The organism is Mycoplasma leonicaptivi ATCC 49890 (assembly GCF_000622205.1).
In the GTDB taxonomy this organism is placed as follows: Bacteria; Bacillota_I; Bacilli_A; order Mycoplasmatales; family Metamycoplasmataceae; genus Mycoplasmopsis; species Mycoplasmopsis leonicaptivi.
Genome location: NZ_JHWE01000013.1, coordinates 1 through 22,285, shown reverse-complemented (window position 1 = coordinate 22,285; position 22,285 = coordinate 1). Strand labels below are relative to the sequence as shown.

The following is a 22,285-nucleotide window of genomic DNA, read 5'->3' as shown; positions in this document are numbered from 1 at the left end:
CTTTTAATGTTAAAAAGATTTTATGACAATTATGGTATTCTTGGAAAATTAACAGAAGATGTAATCATAAAGATATTTAAAGATTTAAACTTTATTGCAACAACAGATTTAACTACAAATAAAATAATTAAAAAAGAAAAAATTGATAATAATTCATTTTATGAATCATGAGATTTATATAGTAATATACAAGCATTTATTAAAAATATATAGCAAATTTTAATTAAAAAAATGTTTAGGCCTACACAGTAGGTCTAAACATTTTTATTTATTTACAACTGGGAAACTCAGGAGAAAATTGGTTAAAAAAACGAACTTTATATGAAAAGTTTTTTATAATTTAATACCATATAAAGTAAGTAAAACAGAAATCTAAATATCTTTTTAGATTTCTGTTTTATAAATTTTGAGAATATTATTCATTATCAAAATCTCTAAGGTATCAAGGAAGAGCATATAAATTAGGATTTTTTGCATTCATACGCATTATATTTGCTCCTAAACTATATGTATTATTTAAATCTAATGGATTTTCACCTTTTCAGTTAATACCAAAGAAATTATGTGAATCATTAGAATAAGTTCAACTTTGTAAAACTAACAATGGTGAACCAGAGTTAATTGTTGATATATATGTGTTATCTGCACCAATAACTCCAGTACCTGAGTTTCCTGGATTGAAAAATGTTTGTACATAACCATTTTGTCTGCTAAATACAATTGTATTTGCTTGTGAATCAGCTCTGTTTACTATGTAACCATTTTGTTTTCCAAGAGGGAAACCATTTATTGCAAAATGTTTTATATTTGGAGCATAAAATGATATATTGCTTCTTCCGTTGGTTTCTAATTTTAAATCAGGAAGAGTAAATCATTTTTCAAGTCAAGCAACTTTTAAAAATTCCCCATTTTTTCTTGCTTGTTTAATCAATGGATTAATATCTACAATAGTTACTGTTATATCAACAAAACTTCCACCATTCCCACTTACATCTTTTTGTTTTAAACCAGTTCAAACAATTTGACTTGTTACATTACCGACATTATATAAACCGCCTCAGTAACTAAATCCTGCATCAATATTGTTTGCATAATCAGGAGCAGCGATAGCCATATAACGCCCACCTTCTGCTCTATTTGGAAGGTTATCATCAACAAGAGAATCCATATTAAAATTATGTCCTGCTTCAACGTGATTATTTGTTATTACATAAAATTTACCATCTCTTGGATCTTTATTTACTTTTGCAAACATTGTTGCAGAACCAAAACTAAATCCAAAAGTTCTTGCTCTGGAATTTTTTATTGCATCAGAAACATTGTTACTTCATGTTTTATGCATAAACTCATTATTTTGTAAATATCCATTATGTAATTTATATGATACATTTTGATTAGGATTATACTTATTTAAATCATATGCCTTTTCATCTGAGTAAAATGTTATCGGTTCACCTTCTTGATTGAAATCAATATTATTGTAATCAAATTTATTTGTTGAAACATTGAAGTTTTCTTCTGGGTCTGAGTTAGTATATTCAAGTGAAACAGAAGCGGCAGCCGTACTTAATAAAAAAGCTTTTGTTTTATCAAATTTATCAAATCTATCCGGATAATTATAAAATTCAACACCTTTTTCAACATTTGGTCCTGGATTATCTAATAATAAACCATATTCTGAATTGGTTAATCAGAATTTAAATTCAATACCTTTTTGTGCATTATATGTCGCTTTCAGTGCAAAAGGAATACTTTCAACTAATGCACCATTTCTTGTTTCATAATAAACATTACTTGTTTGTGAATTAATTGTTATTGAACCATCTTGCATAAGTTTTTCAAAATCAATTACAAAGTCATAACCTTCGTTTTGTCCTCTACCAACAATACGTGATAATCTTTTTGCATTTTGTACTAATGTATTACCGAATAAATGTATTTTTAACTTTCTATTACTTGTATTTGGTTTTAATAAAGTTTGATCAATGTATTTATTTTGTAATAATCAATTTGCTGATTTATCAACATTATTAAATGTTCAAATTAAATCTTTGTAATAAGGTTCTAAAATACGAGTTCTTGTAATTGAATTAGCTGAATTAAACACAGTGGTAAGTGAATTTCATTTAGAAATATTTAATGATTCATTTTCGTTATTTGTTGATGCAGTTGCAAAACCATCGATTTTGTATCATATAGAACCATTAATAGTTTTTCCACCAACACTATACTTAAGTCTTATATAAGCAGAACTTCCACTTATTTTTTTAATTTCAGCAACTTTTAAATTTGCTTTATCAAGTGCAAAATTATTATAAGTTAATGCTTGATCGGCAATTGTAAAATAATCACTAAAATTATTTTCATTTAAATTAGAAGCTAATTTAGTGTTAAAGTTTGCAACTTTAACAAGATCACTATGTTTGATATTATTTAAAATAACTTCAGGATACAGTTTTGTTTTATAATCATTAGTTAAGTTTTGTAATGTAATAGTTTGATTTGAAGTATAACGAACATTTGTATTTGTTTTACTTATAAAACCAAGTTTAAATTGCATTTGCCCCTTGGTGCTTGTTGTTTGAACATCATAAAAGTAAACAAAATATTTTTTAAATAATGAATTTGTATCAACATCAACAGAAGGATCTGCATCCATAAAAATTTGCTGATCCACAATATCTAAACCACCAATCGCTGAAGGTTCATTATTTTGTTTTGAACCATCAGGATTAGAAACTTCTGAAGGATTTTCATTTTTAAAATCATTATTATTTCCAGCAGGCTTTGGATCTGCTTCTGTTGGTGTATTTTTAATTGTTAAAACATAATTTAACATTAATTGAGCATTTTGATCCACAATATCTTGTGGATCTATTAAACGATATTGAACACGTGTTCCTTTTTTTGCTTCAGCAGTTGCTTTTTTGTATTCAAAATGACGACTATTGATTTTATTAATTAGGTTAATATCATCTTGTGGTACATTATTTGGTTCTGTAACAGTTTTTCCTGTGTTTCTGTCAAAATATTGTGTTGAAATTGGATTGAAATCACTTGAATCAAATTTTGAATTATTTTTTGGTTTAATATCTCTATATTGTACTGGTTTTCAGTTTTTAATTTTTGTTAAATTCTTATTAATAAAACTGTGTTCTGTTTCGTTTCCTTCGGTAATAATTGGTACTTCTTCACCATCTTCTTTATATCAGAAGAAAATATCCACTTCACCTTTTAAATTTTGTGGATTTAAAGCTTGTTTTGCAAAAATTTCATATCTACCAATTTTAGGAAAATTATAAAATGAATTTAATAATTCTGTCGGATTACCTTCTACAAGTGAATGATGTCCATGTGTTTGAGATGTATTTTTGATTTTAAGTTTTTCAAAAAGTTTTGCACCAGTTTTATCTGCTAAGATATCTTTAATTCTTTGTTCATCTGATTGATCTTTTAATGTTTGAAAACTTCTTAATTTATTTTTAGGACCAATTTTTATTTCAAGTTCTCTTGATTTATTTTCATATGTTACTTTTATTTTAAAAATTGCTGATGCATTTCCGTCAGAAGCGATTATTTTAAATCTTCTTGGTTCATCTGATGTTTGTTGAGTTCTTGATGAATTAGTAGTTCTTGCAATAGGAACCATTATTGGTAAAAACTCAACAGTTGAACCTTCTGGTTTTGTTATTGTAAATAGTTTATTATTTGATAGTAATTTATTAAATATTGAATCTAATTCAGTTTTTGATAACTCATTTTGATTTGTTGGATTTTCGTCACCAATACTTTGCGTTAAGTACACTGGATCGTTTTCATTAGAAGGTTCTACCTTTTTTGGATTTTTATTTGTGAAATTACTATTTTCATTTTTTAATTGAACAAAAACCTTTTTATAAAATCACTCATTAAATATTCCTCCACCACCATATGGTTCAGGGATACTTCAAAATGACGGTGAAGTCGGATCACTAATATTAGCTAAATTATTTTTATATAAATCACTATTTTTAAATTCTTCACTTAATGATATTGACACAGGAATCTCTTCTCTTTGATTAAACACAAGGGCAGAATGAGAAGTTGCAGTTAATGTTTTTAACTCTGTTTCATTAAAATAAACTCCAATAGTTAATTGTATTTTTTCATCTGATGTTAAAACAAAATTTGCATCATCTTTTATTTTAAAAGTGAAATATTCCCCGATGTATGATTTGTTTTGTGTGATATTAGATTTAATATTTTCAAGCGTTAACTCATCTTCATAAATATCTTTGAATGCATCGTAATCAATATCAAAATAATCTTCTAATGAAGAAATAGAAATATTTTGTAATATTGTATTTATATTTTTAGTTGTATTATTAATTTCAATTTTAGTTTGTACAACTGCTTTATTATTTATATTTAATTTATCAACAGCATCATAATCTAAAACAATAATATTTTTATTTGTATTATCTAAATTAATATTTTTTAATGAATATTTTATAGATTCGTGTTTTGGCTCAGTTAATCATAATTTTGCATTTGTCATATTAAATGAAGCAGATGTAAGATATCTTTTTATATCATATTTATTTAATCTTTGTTCATCTAAATTGACAACAAGTGCCTGTTGTGCTCTTGTTTGAAAATTAGGGTCAGCTGGCGCTTGTGATTGATCAGGAGTATTTACAATATTTTGTTTTACTGTTTCTAAATCAGTTGCAAGTTTTGAAATTTTATTTGAAAAATCCTGTGTTTGATTTGAAAGATCTAAAAGATTTAAATTTGCTAATTTTTGTTCACTTAAAAATTCTAAAATGCTTGTATTATCACCGTTTAATAAATTTCTATCTGATTCAGTAATTTTTGAATTATTAATTGTTTGATTAAAATCAGTTAATAAAGATTTATAACTACTTAAACTATTTTTTAATAAAATAATTTTATTTTTTATATCTAAAACTTCATTAACAAGAAGTTTTGAATCAATATTTTGATTTAAATTTTGAATTAAATTATCAGAAAATTCTTGAATAGTAATTTCAGATTTTGTTTCATTTTTAGCATTATTTAATTTTTCATCACCATTTAGCTGAGAAATTTTTAATTTTAAATTATCTTTTAATTCGGTTAATTCTATAAAAAATAAATTATTTTCTTTTATATCATCTCTAAAAATTAATTCATTATTTTCATTAATTTTTGATTGTATTTCATTGAATAAGCTTACTATTTGTTCTTTATTGTCTGAATTCTCAAAGTTAGTTGTTTCTTGAAGCTGTGCTTTTTTATTTAATTCTTGTAATAGTTCATAGCTAATATTGTTTAATGAATTTGCTTTGTCATAAGTCTCATTAACTAAATTTTCAGTTAATTGTTGATCTATATTTTTTTTAATTTCTGTTTTTATAGTTTGATCAATATTTTTTAATGAATCTATTGCTGTTTTTTTGTTGGTTTTTAGTTCATTAAGTTTTGTATTATTTTTAGCAAGTTCTTTTGCAGATTCTTCAATTTGATTTTTAATTTCTTTTAATTTATTTACTTCTGAATTTAGTTTTGTAAAAAAAGCATTTTCAAAATTTAAGAAACTTGAAACATTGTTTTTTAAATCATTATTAATATCTTGATCATATTCTGCAATTATTGATTTAGTTTGATTGATCAATTCGTTTAATGTAAGTAATTCTGATAAGTAATCTTCTTCATTTGCTTGTATTTTTAAATTTGATAATATTTGATTTGTTTGATTTTTTAACTCAGAATTAGTAATGTTCATAATTGAATTTTTAAAATTATTGTAACTCAACATTAATTCTTGTTTTTTGTTTTCTTGTTCTTTAAAATCACTATTAATATTATCCGTAATATTTAATAATTCTTCAAAAGAAACTTCTTTTTTGTCTTTTAAACTGTTAGTAAGTTGTTCAAAATCTGAATTTATTTTAGTTAAATTTAATTTTGATATAACATAATCCGATTCTATTTCATCGTTTTTATTAACTATATTTACTGTATCTTTTAAATTTGCAAGAGTTTGATATTTATTTGCAAATTCTTCAATTTTTGCAATAACTTCTTGTTCTTTTTCTTGTGTATTTTTAGTTTTAAAGCGTTCAATTAAATTATTTTTAAATTCCCCTGGTAATTTATCATTTTTATTAAAAATTTCATTAATACTTTGTATTAAAAAATTTTTATTTTGTTCTTTATTATAATCAATTTTTGCAGGTTTTTTCTTTGAAATTTTTTTATTTTTCGCTACAACAATACCAGCGCTCAAACCACCTATTAAAAGTAAACCACTAGTAATAGAAGTTCCTAAAATAATCATTCTTTTTTTATTCTTTTTATTATTTTCCATATTTCCTCTATGTTTATTTGCTTTTTATTAGTTATATGTAAAACACAGCATAGTACGCTGTGTTTTTTATTGTTTTCTTTTCATTGTTGGGAATAATAATACATCCCTAATTGAATCATTTTCTGTTAAAAGCATTGTAAGTCTATCAATACCTATACCACAACCACCAGCAGGTGGCATACCATATTCAAGAGCATCTACAAAGTCTCAATCAATATCAGATGCTTCATCATTACCATTATTTTTTTCTTCAAGTTGTTGTTCAAATCTTTGTAATTGATCAATTGGATCTGATAACTCTGTATACATATTTGCATATTCTTTTGTATTAATGAATAATTCAGCTCTTTCTGTAAATCTTGGATCGGAAGTTTTAGCTGTTAATGGAGAAATTTCAATCGGGTGTCCATAAACAAATGTTGGCTGGATTAAAGTTTTTTCAATTAATTCTTCAAATAATTCATTAATAATGTGTCCAAATTGGAAGAATTTTTGAATTTTAATACCATGTTTTTTCGCTACTTCAACTGCTTGTTCAAATGAAATTTGTTTAAAATCAACACCTGTTGCGTTTGATACAGCATCAACCATATCAATTCTGTTAAATTGTTTTGTTAAATCGATTTCAACACCTTTATTTATAACTTTTTCTTTATTAAGTTTTTTTGCAAGTCTTTTAAATAAAACTTCTGTTCTATCCATCATACCTTGTATATCTGTAAACGCTTCATAAAACTCAATAGATGTAAATTCAGGGTTATGAGTAGTGTCAATTCCTTCATTTCTAAAGATTCTACCAATTTCATAAACTCTATCAATTCCACCAACAAGTAATTTTTTAAGAGGGATTTCAGTTGCTATCCTTAAAACAAACTCTTGATCAAGTGCGTTGTGATGTGTTTCAAAAGGTCTTGCCGATGCACCAGAAAGATAATCATGTAAAAATGGCGTTTCAACTTCCATATATTCTAATTCATCAAAATATTTTCTAATTTCTGAAATTATTTTTGTTCTGTTTCAAAAAGTTTGCTTTGTTGATTCATTCATAATTAAATCAACATATCTTTTTCTATATTTTTCTTCTGTGTCAACAAGACCGTGAAATTTATCCGGTAAAGGTTTAAGAGCTTTTGTTAATAATTTAATATTTTTTGATTTTACTGTTACAGCACCTGTATTAGTTTTCATAACATAACCTTCTACATAAATTATGTCTCCTATGTCAAATGTGCTAACAATTTTATTAAGTTCTTCCTGTTCTTTTTTATTAAAATAAATTTGAATTTTTCCATGATAGTCTTTTATTAAAATAAAAGGACCTCTCATAGTCATAATTCTACCAGCTAAAGCCACCGGATTTTTTTGTTCTTCTAATTCTTCTTTTGAAATATCTTGATATTGTTTTTCAATTTCATCAGAATATGAAAGAGTTTTAAAATCACTATTAAATTTTGCAAAGGCTTCAACACCTAACTCAGCATATGTATCAAGTTTAGAACGTCTAATTAATTCTTGTTCTGTAAATTTTTGCATATTTCTCCATTTCAATATAAAATGCTATTTTACCAAATTTTTTAACTTAAATTATATAACCTGCATTTTTTATTACACTTTGATAATATCTAAATAATTGATAGTTAGTTTCTTGATTTGTTGTTATTAAATATTTTTTTAAATCATTAAAAGAATATCAAACAGCAGTTAAAAAGTTTAATGATTTTGTTTGACTTTTATCATGTAAATCACACAAAAATCCCCCATCGGAAACTTCAAAATCTATTAAATTTTTACGACTTTTACAAATTCTACAAGCATTAAATACAGGTTCAATTCCAAAGAAAATAAGAGAATGAGCATAAAAAAAAGTTAAAAGTTTTGCTACATTTGTTTCATTAATTAAATGAAAAATTTTTGTATACCACAAAAACATATGATTATTAACCCTTATGTTTTTGAGTAATAAAGCAATTTTTTTAGCAAATTTTGCATTTTTTTCTTGTATTAAATCTAAGGTTTCAATTAAATGAGCTTTTTTTAACTTTCCTACTCTTTGCTTAAGTCTTGCTGGAAAATATTCTATTTCAACAATTGAACCAATTTGCAAATTTGCCCTATTTTTGGAAGAAATTTTATTCAAACCATTTGCAAAAAGTTCGAAGCAACCTTTTTCATTAAAAAATGAAACCAAAAAGCCATTTTCTTCAATTTGATAAATTGAAAGAACAATAGCTTTTGAAATATTTTCACTCATTTTGCTCCTAATTTTTTATTTTCTTATTTAGTAATAATATAATAAAATTATATTACAATTTTAAATTAGAATAAAAGAGGTTTTTATGGAAATATTAGAAATTAAACAGTTATTTATAAAAATTGTTTCCTCAACTCCAGGTATTACTGGTATTCATTTGATAACTGGTGATGATCAACTTTGAAGCAGTGATATTAATTCAAACGATGATTCAGATTTAATTGACAAAATTTTTTGCATTGAAACTGATGGTGGATACAGTTTTAAACTTGCGATTTCAATTTTAAGTAATATTAACGTAAAAAACTTATGCTCTGAACTTTATCAAAAAATATCTTATACATTTTCTCAACAAAAAATCAAATTTAATAATTTAACAATTGTAGTTAAAGGGGTTTCTTATGAATAAAAAAATTTTAAATGGTTATGAATTTGCTAATGCTTTAATTTCTGGTGCAAATTCATTAAGAAACTCTAAAAACAGAATTGATGCATTAAATGTTTTCCCTGTTCCTGATGGTGACACAGGAACAAATATGTCAGCGACAGCAATGTCAGTTGTTGAACCTCTTAGTTCCGTTTCAGAAAATGTTCGGATTGATGAAGTTGCTAAAATTGTTTCACAAAGTATGATTTATGAAGCACGTGGTAACTCAGGAGTTATTTTAAGCCAAATATTTAAAGGTTTTTCTTTAGGTGTTACTGAAAAAGAAGCACTGGATTTAAATGAACTTCTTGATGCTTTAAATTCGGCAGTTGATCGTGCTTATAAGTCAGTCTTTAAACCTGTAGAAGGAACAATATTAACAGTTATTAGAGAAACAACAGAATTTCTAAATTTAGAATTTAGAAACCAAAAACAAGAAGTTTCAATTCAAGAATTCTTCAAAAAACTTTTAGAATTCGCAAGGAAAAGTTGCAATGAAACGCCAAATAAATTAAAAACTTTACGTGAAGTAGGTGTAACTGATTCTGGTGGAGAAGGATTATATGAAATTTTTAGAGGTATGTTGCAGTACTTCATCGGAGAACCAGTTGAAATATCTGATAAACAAGAAGATATTTTAACTTTTTTAAGTGAAGATGAAGTATATGACGGAGAATTTGGTTATTGTACTGAGGTTTTAGTTGATTTATTTGAATTTGAAACATTTGACAAAAACGCATTTACATCTGAATTAGAAAAAATTGCTAACTCATTAGTTGTTGTTACCGATGATAATATTTTAAAAGTGCATGGTCATACCGAAAAACCAGGTGATTTATTAAATCTTTCACAAAAATATGGTGAATTTATAAAAATAAAATCTGAAAATATGACTTTACAAGCAAACAATTCAAAAGCTAACAAGCAAAAATTTAATGAAACATCAAAACAAATTGAAAGAGTTCAAAGTGCAGTTGTTTCATGCAATTTAGGTTCTGGTATTATTCAAAGAATGAAAGACTTAGGATGTGATTATATTGTCGAATCAGGACAAACACAAAATCCATCAGCACAAGATTTAATTAATGCAATTAAAAGTACAAATGCTGAAACTGTTTTTATTCTGCCTAATAATTCAAATGTTATTTTAGTAGCACAACAAGCAGCGCAGGTTGTACAAGATACTAATGTTATTGTAATACCTACAAAAACTCAAATTCAAGGAATGACAGCAATGTTAAATTACAATCCAGAATTTGATAATCAAACAAATATTGAATTAATGAGCGAAAGTATTGAGAATGTTCAAACAGGTGAAATCACAAAAGCAGTAAGAGATACTAAAATTAATGGTGTTCAAGTTAATAATGGTGATTATTTAGCAATACATGATCATAAAATAGTTGCTTCAAACAAGGATTGGAAGGATTCAGTTAAATATTTAATTAAAAAAATGATTAAACCAACAAGTGAGATTATTTCAATTTTTTATGGTGATGAAAGCGATCAAAGGAGTGCTGAAGAAATTGGAAACTTTATCGAATCAAAATATAATATTGAAATTGAAATCATTGCGGGTAATCAACCAAACTATGACTTCTTAATAGGGGTAGAATAATGCAAAAAAAACATATTATATTTGATATTAATGGTTTAGATTTAGGACAACAATTAGCTTATGACACATCAGCAAAGTTTGCCTTAAATAATTTAGATTGCAAAATCACATTAATTGGTGATTTATCTAAAATTAAAATAAATAACACTATTGAAAATTTAAATTTAATAAATAATTCTTTAAAATTTAGCGATCCAAGAAATCTTAGAGAGTCTTTAAAAGAAGAAACATCAATGAACCAGGCAGTTAAAATGATAGTTAATAATCAAGCAGATGGAATAATTTCTGGTGGTGATAGTGGTAATTATGTATCTTCTTTACTTTTTAAAGCAAAAAGACTTGAAGGGATTTCAAGACCTGCATTTATGCCAATTGTAACTTCTATCCATGATACAAAAACATTATTTTTAGATGTTGGAGCAAACTTAGAAGTCAAAACCGAAACATTAATTGAATGAGCAAATTTAGCAAATAAGTTTTATAAAAATATTTTTGGAATAAATAAACCAAAAGTTGCACTTTTAAATATTGGTACAGAAGACTATAAAGGCTTTGAATTTGTTAGAGAAGCAAATGAAATTTTAAAAAATCAAACAGAACTAAATTACACAGGTTTTCTAGAACCAAGAGATATTTTAAGTGGTAAGGCAGATATTGTTGTGATTGATGGTTATGGTGGAAACTTAATTTTAAAAAGTTATGAGGGTGCAATATCAACATTTTTTAATATTTTAAAAGATACAATAAAATCAAGTTTGCTTACAAAAATAGTTGGTTTAATTTTAAAGAAAAAACTTAAATCAAAAGTAAAATCTCTTGATTATAAATCTGCTGGTTCTGCATGAGTAATTGGTGTTAATGCTTTGGCTTTAAAAATACACGGTTCAAGCGATGAAGTTGCTATTTTATCTGCCTTAAATAGTATGAAAGATGCAATTTCAAAAGATTTATTAAATAAACTTAAAGAAAATTAAATGACAAAAAATCATATTCAAAATATTGAAGAATTTTTAAACAAAATAGCTCTTGAACCAAAAAATATTTATATTTTTCAAGAAGCATTAACACATAGATCATTTGCGAACACATCTAAAAAGAAAAATTTTCATTACGATAGACTTGAATTTTTAGGTGATGCAATATTGGATTTTATTGCTTCGGTTTATGTTTTTAAAAATAATTCAAGCTTAAATTCAGGTGAATTATCAAGATTAAGATCTTCAATTATAAGTACAGAAACATTAATGCAAATTTCTGATGATTTAGGTTTAACTGATATTTTAAGAACAGGACCTGGATTAACTAGTCAAGAAGTAAAAAATTCTCCAAAGGTTAGAGCAGATATATTTGAAGCTTTTTTAGGTGCGATTTTTGTAGATCAAGGTTTATCAAGATCAATTGAATTTGTGCATAAATATTTATTAAATCAAAATTCACAAAGTAGAATTTTTGATAGGTTTTCACAAGATAAAGATCCGAAAACAGAATTACAAGAGCACTTTCAAAGCATAAGCAAACAAAACATTTCTTATGAGATTTATGAGCAAGACATAAATAATATTAAACACTTTACTGCAAAAGCAGTTCATGATGGTATTATTTATGGAATTGGTGAAGGTAAATCTAAGAAAGAAGCACAAAATAATGCAGCCAAATCAGCATTAGAAAAATTAAACATAAAGGAATATAATGAAATTAGTTAAATTAGAAGCACATGGTTTTAAATCTTTTGCCGATCCTGTTGTTTTACGTTTTGATGGTGGAGTAGCAGGTATTGTAGGACCAAATGGTTCAGGAAAAAGTAATATAAATGATGCAATACGTTGAGTATTAGGTGAACAATCTTCAAAAGAACTTCGTGGAGATTCTATGGAAGATGTTATTTTTGCAGGTTCAAAAACTGTTCAACCAATGAATAAGGCTTCAGTATCTTTAACATTTGATAATAAAGATAGATTAAGTTCAATTGATAGTGATTTTATTACCATTACAAGGGTTTTAGAACGTGGTAAGGGTATTAATGATTATTTTATCAATGGTGAAAAAAGCAGACATAAGGATATTAAAACAATTGCTATGGAAACTGGTATTGGAAAAAGTTCCCTTGCAATTATCTCTCAAGGTACAGTTGCTGATATTGCACAATCATCTGATGATGAAAGACGTTCTATTTTTGAAGAAGCAGCTGGTGTTTCAAAATATAAATTTAGAAAAGCAGAATCTGTTAAAAAACTTCAACTTGCAGATCAATCTTTAAATGTTATAGAAGCAACTGTTTCTGAACTTGAAAAAAGATTATCAACACTTAAAAAGCAAGCAGAAAAAGCATATTTATACAAAGAAAAATCAGAAGCTTTAAAAAATATTGAAATTGGTTTTTTGGCATACCGTATTGAACAAAATTCTCAAATTAAAAATCAACTTTCACAAGAACTAGAAGGTGTTGAAGAAACAAGAGAGCAATTTGAAAAAACTATTCAAGAATTAAAAGAAAAATCAGCAGAAAAAAGAGAAAAAAGTAAAGAATTAAGTGCTGAACTTGCTGATTTACGTGGAAAAGCAGAAGCAATAAAACAACGTGTTGCTAACTTAAACTCTTCAATATTAGAAGCAAAAACTAGAAGAAAAATGATTGCAGAAGGGCATGCAATCGATGAAAAAGCAAAATTGGAATCAGTAATTGGTGAAATTCGAAGTTTAGAATCAGCAGTTACTTATTTAAGAGAAAGTTTAAATAAATATAAAGAAAAATTAAATGTTTCAAATGAAAAAATTAATAATTTACAAATATCAATTAATGAAAATTACATTAATTTAAATAAAATAAATGAACAAATTAGAACAAATGATATTAATTTAAATTTACTAACAGAAAAGCAAAGAAATCACACAAACCTATTTAAAGGTGTTAAAACCATTATTGAAAATAAACAATTATTCAAAGGTTTTAAAGGTATTGTAGGTCAATTAATAAAAGTTTCGAATGAACACGTTTTAGCACTTGAAACTATTTTAAAATCCGCTGCACAACACATTGTTGTAGATAATTCTGAAACAGCTGTAAAAGCAATTGAATTTTTAAAGAAAAACAATAGTGGTAGAGCAACATTTATCCCGCTTTCATCTATTCAACCTAAATTTATCCGTGATGATTATTTATTAATTGTTAGAAATCAACCAGGTTTTGTTGGGGTAGCATCTGATTTGGTTGAATGTGAACCAGAATATAAAAAACTTGTAGATTTTTTAATTGGTAATGTTTTAGTTACTAATGATATACAATCAGCAAACAAAATTTCATCAATAATTGAAAAGAAATATATGATAGTTACACAAGATGGTAACATAATAAGAGTTGGCGGAATTATGGTTGGTGGTTCTGCTGAATCATCAGATGATATTATTGGAATTGATTCAAGAATTGAAGAATTAAAGAAAATAATCCCAGGTTTAAAAGCAATGCAAAATGGTTTACAACAAACTATAAATAAACTATCTGCAGAAATTGAAGATGAAAAAAAATACAATCAAAACTATTCAGTTGAATATAAAAATCTTCAAATCCAAATTGAAAATAATATTGAAAAAATAAATAAATATAAAACAGAAGTACAAGTTACAAATGAACAAATACAAAATCAAGGAATTGATAATACTACTATTTCAGAACAAGAAATTTTAGAATTAGAACGTGATTTAATTTCTGTTAATTTTGATTTAAAAACAAAAACTGAAATTAAAAATGATCTTGATCAAGATATTTATGTAATTGGTGAAAATATTAATAAGCAAAATACTATGCTTGCTCAATTACTTAATTCTTACAATAAAAAAACAGTTACTTTAAATAAAGCCATGACTGTTTTAGAATTAGATCAAAAAAGACTTTCTATCGATTATGGTTTAACATTAGATTTCGCAAAGAAAAACTTTAAACTTGAAACATCCGCACAGGTAGCTGAAGAAACAGTTAATCAACTAAGAGTTGAAATTGCTGAACTAGGTAGCGTTAATCTTGATTCGATTCGGGAATGTGAAGAAGTTGAAGAAAGATATAATTTTAATGTTTCAAACAGAGATGAATTATTAGAAGCTAAAAATATTTGTTTAAGTGCTATTGCTGAACTTGATAAAAAGATAGTTACACGTTTAACAAATATTGTTAATGATGTAAATCAAGAAATGCATAAGGTATTCTCATCAATGTTTGGTGGTGGATCTGCAGAAGTAAAATTTGTTAATCCAAATAATGTTTTAGAAAGTGGTATAAGCATTTATGCTCAACCCCCAGGGAAAAGCGTTAAAAATCTTAAACTATTTTCTGGTGGTGAAAAATCACTGATCGCAATTTCGCTTTTATTTGCAATTTTAAGAGCAAGACCTCTACCGCTTTGTATTTTAGATGAAGTTGAAGCTGCTCTAGATGAAGCTAATGTTGTAAGATTTGCTGAATATTTACAAGAATTAAAACATCAAACACAATTCCTTGTAATTACACACCGTGTTGGAACAATGACAAGAGTAGATGCTTTATTTGGAGCAACTATGCAAAAACGTGGTGTAACAAATTTCTTTAGTGTTCAACTTGAAGAAGCAAAAAAACTTGTAGATGAAGCAAATTAAGAAAACATAAACACGCTAAGTAGCGTGTTTTTTCATTTGGGAAATAATTTTTTTTTGATAAAATAAAACAGCATTAATTAAACAGCAGTTTATTATGTTTGAAAATAAACTTAACATGTAAAATTTGTAAGTAAATAAGCTGATTCAATTGAAAACATTAAGTTAAGATTATACAAATAGAAATAAACCCTCTTAATTATGCAAAGCAAAAAATTAGAGAGGAAATATTTATGTCAAGATATACAGGACCAGTTTTTAAAAAATCTCGTCGTTTAGGTTTTTCAATTCTTGAAAATGATAAAGAGTTTTCAAAAGGTAAAAAAAGAACCTATGCACCAGGTCAACACGGAAACAAAAGGGTAAAACTTTCAGATTATGGTTTACACTTATATGAAAAACAAAAAGTTAAACATGTTTTTGGTTTAAATGAAAAACAACTACGTAAAACTTTTGAAAAAGCAGTAAAAATCAAAGGTGTTACAGGTACAAACTTACTTCAATTATTAGAATCACGTTTAGATAACGTTGTTTATAGAGCAGGTTTTGCCACAACAAGAAGACAAGCACGTCAATTAGTAAACCACGGGCACTTTACATTAAATGGTAAAAAAGCTAACATACCTTCAATGCATGTTTCTTTAGGTGATACAATTGAATTAAGAGAAAAATCAAGAACAAATAAACAAATAGTTGAATCTTTAGCAGCAAAAGATTCAGCGGCATGATTAACAAGAAAAGACTTCGTTATTAAATTTGATAGATTACCAGAAAGAAGTGAAGTACTTCCAACAATTAAAGATGCTTTAATTGTTGAGTTCTACTCAAAATAATAATTTTTTAAAGGAATATAAATTATGAAAAAAGATTTACATCCAGCATACCACGAAGTTAAAGTTACATGTGCAACATGTTCAAAAGAATTTTCTTTTAAATCAGTTAGAAAAAGTTTTTCAGTTGATGTTTGTTCAGGTTGTCATCCAGTATTCACAGGAAACAGAACACAAGTGAAAGCAACAGGTAGAATTGATAAATTCAACAAAAGACTTGAAAAGAAACAAAAATAATTTTTTTAAAATTCGGTATCTAAATATCGAATTTTTATTTAACTTTTTTGATTTATGTTTTATAATATTTAAGTATTTAAAAATTAAATAAAAAATATAAAAAAATATTTGATTTTTTATTTTATATGCTATAATATATTAGCAAATAAAAAAGAAATGCGGGTGTAGTTTAATGGCAGAACTTCAGCCTTCCAAGCTGACTATGAGGGTTCGATTCCCTTCACCCGCTCCATATCATTTTATGACCATATATTTAAAAAGATCTTCTTTTTCAAAGAAGATCTTTTTAATTAAATTTTTGAGTATTTTTAAATATATAAATGCTTATCAAATCTGTAAAAAATTAGACAATATTAGTCTAATTAATGTTTATTTCCTCTTTGTTTGATTTTTAAAATCTTCATACTCTTTTACTGAATTTTTTAATTTTTCTATAATGATATTATCATCAAAAGGTTTTACATCTTGAGCATTTACTCAAAGAATTGTTAAATAATATACAAGTATTTTTTGTTGTAATAAATATTCAGGTCAATATGAATCATATTCATCGAGAAAAATTTGTTCTTGTTCTTTTGTTAAATATGATCCACAAATAAAATAAGCTAAATCAAAATGTTTATCTCCCATTGCAGCATATTCTCAATCAATAAAATAAATTTTACCATCTATACCACTTAAAATATTAGAAGTATATAAATCGTTATGTAAAGGTCTATTATTTTGACTCTTTGACAAAATTAAATTAATTCTTTTATATAAATCATTTATTATTTGAATATTAATTCCTTTTTGATTTAAAATTTTTCTATATTCCTTAATACGTCTGGCTATATTAGATTTTGAAAATTTTAAATTTGAATCATGCAATTCTTTTAATTGATTAGCTATTGTTTTTAATATATTTTCATCAAAAATTAATTCTTTTGTTTTTATCCATTCTCATTCTGAATGATCTTGTGAGTTATTAATTAATTTTGGTACAAAACTAAATTTTTTAAGTAATTCATATTCAATTTTATGATTAAATAAATTTATATTTTTTTCTTGGTAAAAAGTATTATTATTTTTATAACTTTTGTTAGTAAAACCTTTTTTTATTTGTTCCATTTTTTCTCCTTTTCAATATAACTTTAATATGTCAATTGAAAATATTTTAAATAATATTGTGAAACTGCTAAGACAAAGTGATTTAAGTTTTGATATTAAAACCGGTGATGGTAGAATAGATTCTAAACTTTACGAAGAAGTTGTTTTTATAGAAATAATAAGAAATCCTAAAATTAAAGATTTTTTATTAAAAAATAAAATTAATTTTAATAAAACTAATATTCGTGATTGATATGATATTTCTTTTGAAAACAATGAATATTTTATACCAATTAATATTAAGGTTTCAAATTTAGAGAAAAATCAAAGCGATAATTTAAATTCAAAATTAGGTATTTATTACGCTTTAACCGGAAAGATTCCACATTTTCAAAATGAAATAAAATGAGAAGATTATTTTAAAGAATTGTATGAGAACATTCAGGATAATAATAAAGACTATTATTTTATTATAATCAATAAAAATAATTCAAATGATATATTTTGAACTTCTTTAAAAAGAATATCTTCACTTGTATCAAATGGTAATAACTTACCTTTTCAATGTGTTTGAAATAACAATAGAATACATAAAAACAGAAACTTTAATGATTCAAAAAATTTTATTTTGAAAAAACTTGAAGAAAGTATAACTAAAAGAGCAAAAATATATTTTGATTTTAAAAAATATTTTTCTTAATTCTGTTTAATTATTGCTTTTAAAATACTTTGACTAAAGTGGTATCTTCCGTCCTTTTTAATTCCTGCTAATTCTCAATCATGAGAATTTAATTTATTACACAAGTCTTTTGCTTGATTCTTAGAGCTAAAGGTATAAATACATAAAACAGATGCATCATAATTAACAAACATACCATAAGGAATTCTTTCTAAGATATAAAAAGGATTTATTTTACGAGTTTTGCAATTAACAAATATTGTATAAGTAAAATTTTCTGGTGATTTTGGAACAGGTCTTATTCATTTTTGTGGTTCGTATTTTATGAACTTGGTCAGTTTTGTTCTTTCAGTTGTTGAATCTATAAATTCAGTATCACCTTTTTCAAGATAAGAATTAAAACCTGATGCTCCACCAACTTTTATAATAATTTTTTGATCACTTTTTATAAATGATCCAAAAATTATTTTTCCTTCACTGAAAATATAATCAATTTTTTCAGGATGATTTTTTGCTTTAATAATTTTAATAATTGCAGTTGGTATAGAAGCATCATGTCAAATATTTTCTTTAACTTGTTCTCAGTGTGTTATTGAAAAATTTTCATTAATAATTTTATTTAAGTTTTTACCAGATGTGTTTGTAAAAATATTACTAGGAACAATTCATATTAGTTCACCGTTTTCTGTTAAATCTTTTAATGCTTTTTCTAAAAAATAGTGAAATAAATTAGGTTTATGAATTAATAATTTTGATTCTGGTCTATTTTCAATATTGTTAAATTTTACATATGGTGGATTACCAATAATTACATCTGCTTTGTAATTAGTATTAAAGTAAGAATCGATTATTGCTCCTTTATGAGCAATTTTTTCATCTATTTCAATACCTACAACATTTTTATATTTTTTAATTAATTTGAAATAAAAGTTTCCACTACCTGATGAAGTTTCTAGAATAAGATTAGGGTTTGCCTTAGAAATTAAGTTTAACATCTTATCCACAATAAATTCAGGTGTAAAAACTTGACCTAGTTTATTTTTATCTAACATTATTTTCCAAATTTAAAATAACAAACATCACCATCTTGCATTATGTATGTTTTTCCTTCTTGACGCATTTTACCAGCATTTTTAGCACCAGTTTCACCACCATATTTTATATAATCATCAAAACTAATAACCTCAGCTTTAATAAATTTCTTTTCAAAATCAGTATGGATTACTCCAGCGCATTTAGGTGCGCTTCAACCTTTGTGATATACTCATGCTCTAGCTTCAATTTTACCAGCAGTAAAGTATGTTTCAAGAGATAGTAAATCGAAAGCAGCTTTAGTTAATGAATCTAAACCTGATCTTTCTATATTATAAAGTGCTAAAAATTGATTTTTCTCTTCTTGATCTTCTATTACAGAAACTTCTGATTCAATTTGAGCTGATATTGGTATTATTTTTTCATTTTCTTTTAATGAATTTTCAAGTGCCGCAAATAATTTATCATTTTTATAATTTATAAATTGTTCAGGACTTAAATTAGCAACATAAATAATTGGTTTAAATGTTAATAAATGATAACCTTTAATATATTTTTTTTCATTTTCATCGAGTTCAACATCTCTTGCCGCAATATTATTTTCTAAAGCTTGCTTAATTTTTAGTGCAGCATTTTGTTCTATAATTCCATCTTTATCACCGGACTTAGCTTTTTTAGCAACTCTATTTAATACATTATTAACTGTTTCTAGATCAGCAAGCATTAATTCATAATTAATAACTTCTTTATCTCTAACTGGATCGACCGAGTTTGCAACATGCATAATATTTTTATCTTCAAAACATCTAACTACATGAATAATTGCATCAACTTCTCTAATATTTGCTAAAAATTTATTACCTAAACCTTCACCTTGTGCTGCACCTTTAACAAGACCTGCGATGTCTACAAAATCAAATGTTGCTCACACAACCTTATCTGGATTTATGAGATTGGCTATTTCTTGTAATCTTTCATCATAAAGTGGTACTGATGATATATTTGGTTCAATAGTTGTAAAGGCATAATTATTAGCCTCTACTTGTTTTTTTGTAATTGCTTTAAATAGTGTGCTTTTTCCAACATTTGGTAATCCTACTATACCCGCTTTTAATGACATTTATACCTCCATTTTTTATTAATTTTACTTTAAATTTGATAAAATTTAAAAAAATACTCAAGAATAGGAAATAATGAATTTAGAAACTCTTAAATCGTGATACTATCTATATAATACAGAAAGTATATATGTATCAACACATAACGTTTTTTTAGAAAATTTCAGAATTAATAATGAATGAAACAAAGATTTATTTTTAAAACCTAAGTCAACTATATATGGAATTGAATTTAATAATAATAATTTGTTTGGATTTAATAGCATTAATGCTTTTACACTTTTAAGTATTATTGATTTACACATAAATGCAACATTTAATAAAAGTAATAAACAAGTTTTAATTGCAACTAATTCTGATGATTTACTAAATTTAAAAGATTTTGTAATAAGATTTTGTAATACTAAAAAAATAGATGTTTTTTTACATAACATAAAAAGTGTTAATGAATTTTTAGTTCTAGAAACCTTAAAAAGTTCTCAATTAAAAAACTGTTTTTATATATATTTTAATAATGCAAATAATAAATTTTATTTAAAAATTTTTAATAATGGAAAAATTTTATCACAAGAAAAACAACAAGAATATATTAATAAATTGCTTTTTTATGAAGGTTCATTAATACTAACTAAAAACAACAATAGTTTAATTTTAAATATTGATAAAATTTTACATTTTACAATAGAAAATAATATAACAACAAAAGTTGAATATTTTGAAAGAATATATAAAAAACCACCTTTTTCAATTTCTTTTATCTCTTTAAATCACGAATCTGAATATATTCTTAATTCACTCTTTAGTAGTACTAAATTTAAAATAAACCGTCTTAGAAATATTTACTTTCATAATTTGTGAAATGAATCTAATTTAAGTTACACTTTTTTGTCTAAATTTACAATAAACAATTATAAATCTGATTTACTTATTTTGATTAATGAAAAAAATTTGTTTAAAATATGGATTAAGACCAAAAGAAGTTATCGACTTTTAAACGAAGATGAACTTTTTTATCTTTTTTTAAACTATAATTTTATTAGTTGGAAAAAGAAAAACTGAATTAATAGATATTTAATAAACATTCCTTTTTATGCAAGTGAGTATATAAAAAAAATGTTATATACATATAATATATATTTTAAAGAATCACAAGAAGTAAATGATAATATTTTAATTTCTTATACAAACAATACTTTTTCATGAAATAATTCACAAACATTAAATTATGACAATTTTATTTTTTTAATTGATTTTTGTTTTATGATCTATTCATATAAAATAAATAATAATTTATATGAACTAAAATTAAAAAAACTAGATGATTTAAAAAATGAATTTTTATTTAAAGAAAAAAGAATTTCAATTAGTTACGAAAAAGCAAAAGAAGCAAGAAACTATTTTAATACCCATGAAAAATTTTCTAAAAATACACAAATAACCGATATTAATTTACCAGAAAATAATTCATCAAATACTGATACTTTTATAAAATTGTGAATTAGAGATAAGCAAACAAATTGCATTGTTTATATGTTTTATGATTTTCAAAACAAAAATTTGGTCATAAAAAGCCAATACATTTTACCAAAGAAAAAGAATATTTTTTATTACAAAGTAAGACATTTTTTTTTGATTAAAAAAATTATTTCTGCTTTAAATTCTTTATTAAAATAACACAAATAAGTTGATCGTCAATTAAAAAGTCACGATGCAAGTTTCGAGCTTGCTCGTGACTTTTTGTCCCATCTGATAAAATATAGTAATAGTAAAAAGTGAAAGGACAAGTGAATTATATATGATAAATTTAAATCATAAAAATAAACAAATTAATAACATTATTTGTGTTGAAATTAATGGACATTTTAGAAGAGAAAAAACTTCTTATAAAAAGAAAAATTTTCATTTTAAAATTAGTAAATTAACAAAAGAAGACATCAAAATTACTAATAAATATTGAGAATTAAATACTACAAAAAAATCAAATCATACATCCCTAACAGAGGTAGTAACAGTCTTTGAAAATCTTGATAAA

17 protein-coding genes and 1 tRNA gene are annotated in these 22,285 nt (G+C 25.0%); 12 read left to right on the top strand and 6 right to left on the bottom strand.

What is annotated here, in order from left to right:
• A partial coding sequence (locus BU00_RS05190; RefSeq protein ID WP_027121144.1) for a hypothetical protein occupies nucleotides 1–213 on the top strand: 213 nt, incomplete at its 5' end.
• A 202-nt stretch (nucleotides 214–415) separates the two neighbouring features.
• On the opposite strand, the gene BU00_RS04425 is transcribed toward BU00_RS05190, so the two are convergent.
• The 3 genes from BU00_RS04425 to recO all read right to left on the bottom strand — a co-directional run bounded on the left by BU00_RS04425 (nucleotide 416) and on the right by recO (nucleotide 8,603).
• The gene (locus BU00_RS04425) at nucleotides 416–6,352 is read right to left on the bottom strand and encodes an MGA_1079 family surface serine endopeptidase (protein ID WP_051521835.1); all 5,937 of its coding nucleotides are present in this window, start codon (nucleotides 6,350–6,352) and stop codon (nucleotides 416–418) included.
• Between the two features lie 66 nt (nucleotides 6,353–6,418).
• The gene (gene lysS, locus BU00_RS0101230) at nucleotides 6,419–7,885 is read right to left on the bottom strand and encodes a lysine--tRNA ligase (RefSeq protein WP_027121143.1); all 1,467 of its coding nucleotides are present in this window, start codon (nucleotides 7,883–7,885) and stop codon (nucleotides 6,419–6,421) included.
• A 46-nt stretch (nucleotides 7,886–7,931) separates the two neighbouring features.
• A complete protein-coding gene (recO, locus tag BU00_RS0101225; RefSeq protein ID WP_027121142.1) occupies nucleotides 7,932–8,603 on the bottom strand; it encodes a DNA repair protein RecO in 672 nt (223 codons plus the stop codon).
• 85 nt (nucleotides 8,604–8,688) lie between these two features.
• On the opposite strand from recO, the gene BU00_RS0101220 reads away from it, so the two are divergent.
• From BU00_RS0101220 to BU00_RS0101185, 8 genes are all read left to right on the top strand, one after another.
• Complete coding sequence (locus BU00_RS0101220; RefSeq protein WP_027121141.1) at nucleotides 8,689–9,012, top strand: hypothetical protein; 324 nt, start codon at nucleotides 8,689–8,691, stop codon at nucleotides 9,010–9,012.
• A complete protein-coding gene (locus BU00_RS0101215) occupies nucleotides 9,005–10,648 on the top strand; it encodes a DAK2 domain-containing protein (protein ID WP_027121140.1) in 1,644 nt (547 codons plus the stop codon). The genes BU00_RS0101220 and BU00_RS0101215 overlap by 8 nt, the downstream gene beginning before the upstream one ends.
• Entirely contained in the window at nucleotides 10,648–11,622 is a 975-nt protein-coding gene (plsX, locus tag BU00_RS0101210; RefSeq protein WP_027121139.1) for a phosphate acyltransferase PlsX, read from the top strand. The genes BU00_RS0101215 and plsX overlap by 1 nt, the downstream gene beginning before the upstream one ends.
• Complete coding sequence (rnc, locus tag BU00_RS0101205) at nucleotides 11,623–12,351, top strand: ribonuclease III (RefSeq protein ID WP_027121138.1); 729 nt, start codon at nucleotides 11,623–11,625, stop codon at nucleotides 12,349–12,351. It abuts the gene before it with no gap.
• On the top strand, nucleotides 12,338–15,271 hold the full coding sequence (locus BU00_RS0101200) for an AAA family ATPase (RefSeq protein WP_027121137.1): 2,934 nt from the start codon (nucleotides 12,338–12,340) through the stop codon (nucleotides 15,269–15,271). The genes rnc and BU00_RS0101200 overlap by 14 nt, the downstream gene beginning before the upstream one ends.
• 230 nt (nucleotides 15,272–15,501) lie before the next feature.
• Nucleotides 15,502–16,101 (top strand): 30S ribosomal protein S4, encoded by a 600-nt coding sequence (gene rpsD / locus BU00_RS0101195; protein ID WP_027121136.1) that lies wholly within the window; start codon nucleotides 15,502–15,504, stop codon nucleotides 16,099–16,101.
• A 24-nt stretch (nucleotides 16,102–16,125) separates the two neighbouring features.
• Nucleotides 16,126–16,335: a 50S ribosomal protein L31 gene (rpmE, locus tag BU00_RS0101190; protein ID WP_027121135.1), complete on the top strand. Its 210-nt coding sequence runs from the start codon at nucleotides 16,126–16,128 to the stop codon at nucleotides 16,333–16,335.
• Nucleotides 16,336–16,493: 158 nt separating this feature from the next.
• Nucleotides 16,494–16,567 (top strand) — tRNA-Gly (locus BU00_RS0101185).
• 137 nt (nucleotides 16,568–16,704) lie between these two features.
• Here BU00_RS0101185 and BU00_RS0101180 read toward each other — a convergent pair.
• The gene (locus BU00_RS0101180; protein WP_027121134.1) at nucleotides 16,705–17,445 is read right to left on the bottom strand and encodes a phosphotransferase; all 741 of its coding nucleotides are present in this window, start codon (nucleotides 17,443–17,445) and stop codon (nucleotides 16,705–16,707) included.
• A gap of 28 nt (nucleotides 17,446–17,473) precedes the next feature.
• Between BU00_RS0101180 and BU00_RS0101175 the strand changes: the two genes are divergently transcribed.
• Entirely contained in the window at nucleotides 17,474–18,124 is a 651-nt protein-coding gene (locus BU00_RS0101175) for a hypothetical protein (protein WP_027121133.1), read from the top strand.
• Here BU00_RS0101175 and BU00_RS0101170 read toward each other — a convergent pair.
• Nucleotides 18,121–19,155: an Eco57I restriction-modification methylase domain-containing protein gene (locus tag BU00_RS0101170; RefSeq protein WP_027121132.1), complete on the bottom strand. Its 1,035-nt coding sequence runs from the start codon at nucleotides 19,153–19,155 to the stop codon at nucleotides 18,121–18,123. The genes BU00_RS0101175 and BU00_RS0101170 overlap by 4 nt on opposite strands.
• Nucleotides 19,155–20,255 (bottom strand): redox-regulated ATPase YchF, encoded by a 1,101-nt coding sequence (gene ychF, locus BU00_RS0101165; protein ID WP_027121131.1) that lies wholly within the window; start codon nucleotides 20,253–20,255, stop codon nucleotides 19,155–19,157. The genes BU00_RS0101170 and ychF overlap by 1 nt, the downstream gene beginning before the upstream one ends.
• 73 nt (nucleotides 20,256–20,328) lie before the next feature.
• Here ychF and BU00_RS0101160 point away from each other — a divergent pair, with 73 nt between their 5' ends.
• Together BU00_RS0101160 and BU00_RS04420 are read left to right on the top strand one after the other, a co-directional pair.
• On the top strand, nucleotides 20,329–21,927 hold the full coding sequence (locus tag BU00_RS0101160; protein ID WP_027121130.1) for an MAG5620 family putative phospho-sugar mutase: 1,599 nt from the start codon (nucleotides 20,329–20,331) through the stop codon (nucleotides 21,925–21,927).
• 121 nt (nucleotides 21,928–22,048) lie between these two features.
• The coding region (locus BU00_RS04420; RefSeq protein ID WP_036458804.1) for a hypothetical protein at nucleotides 22,049–22,285 on the top strand (237 nt) is incomplete at its 3' end.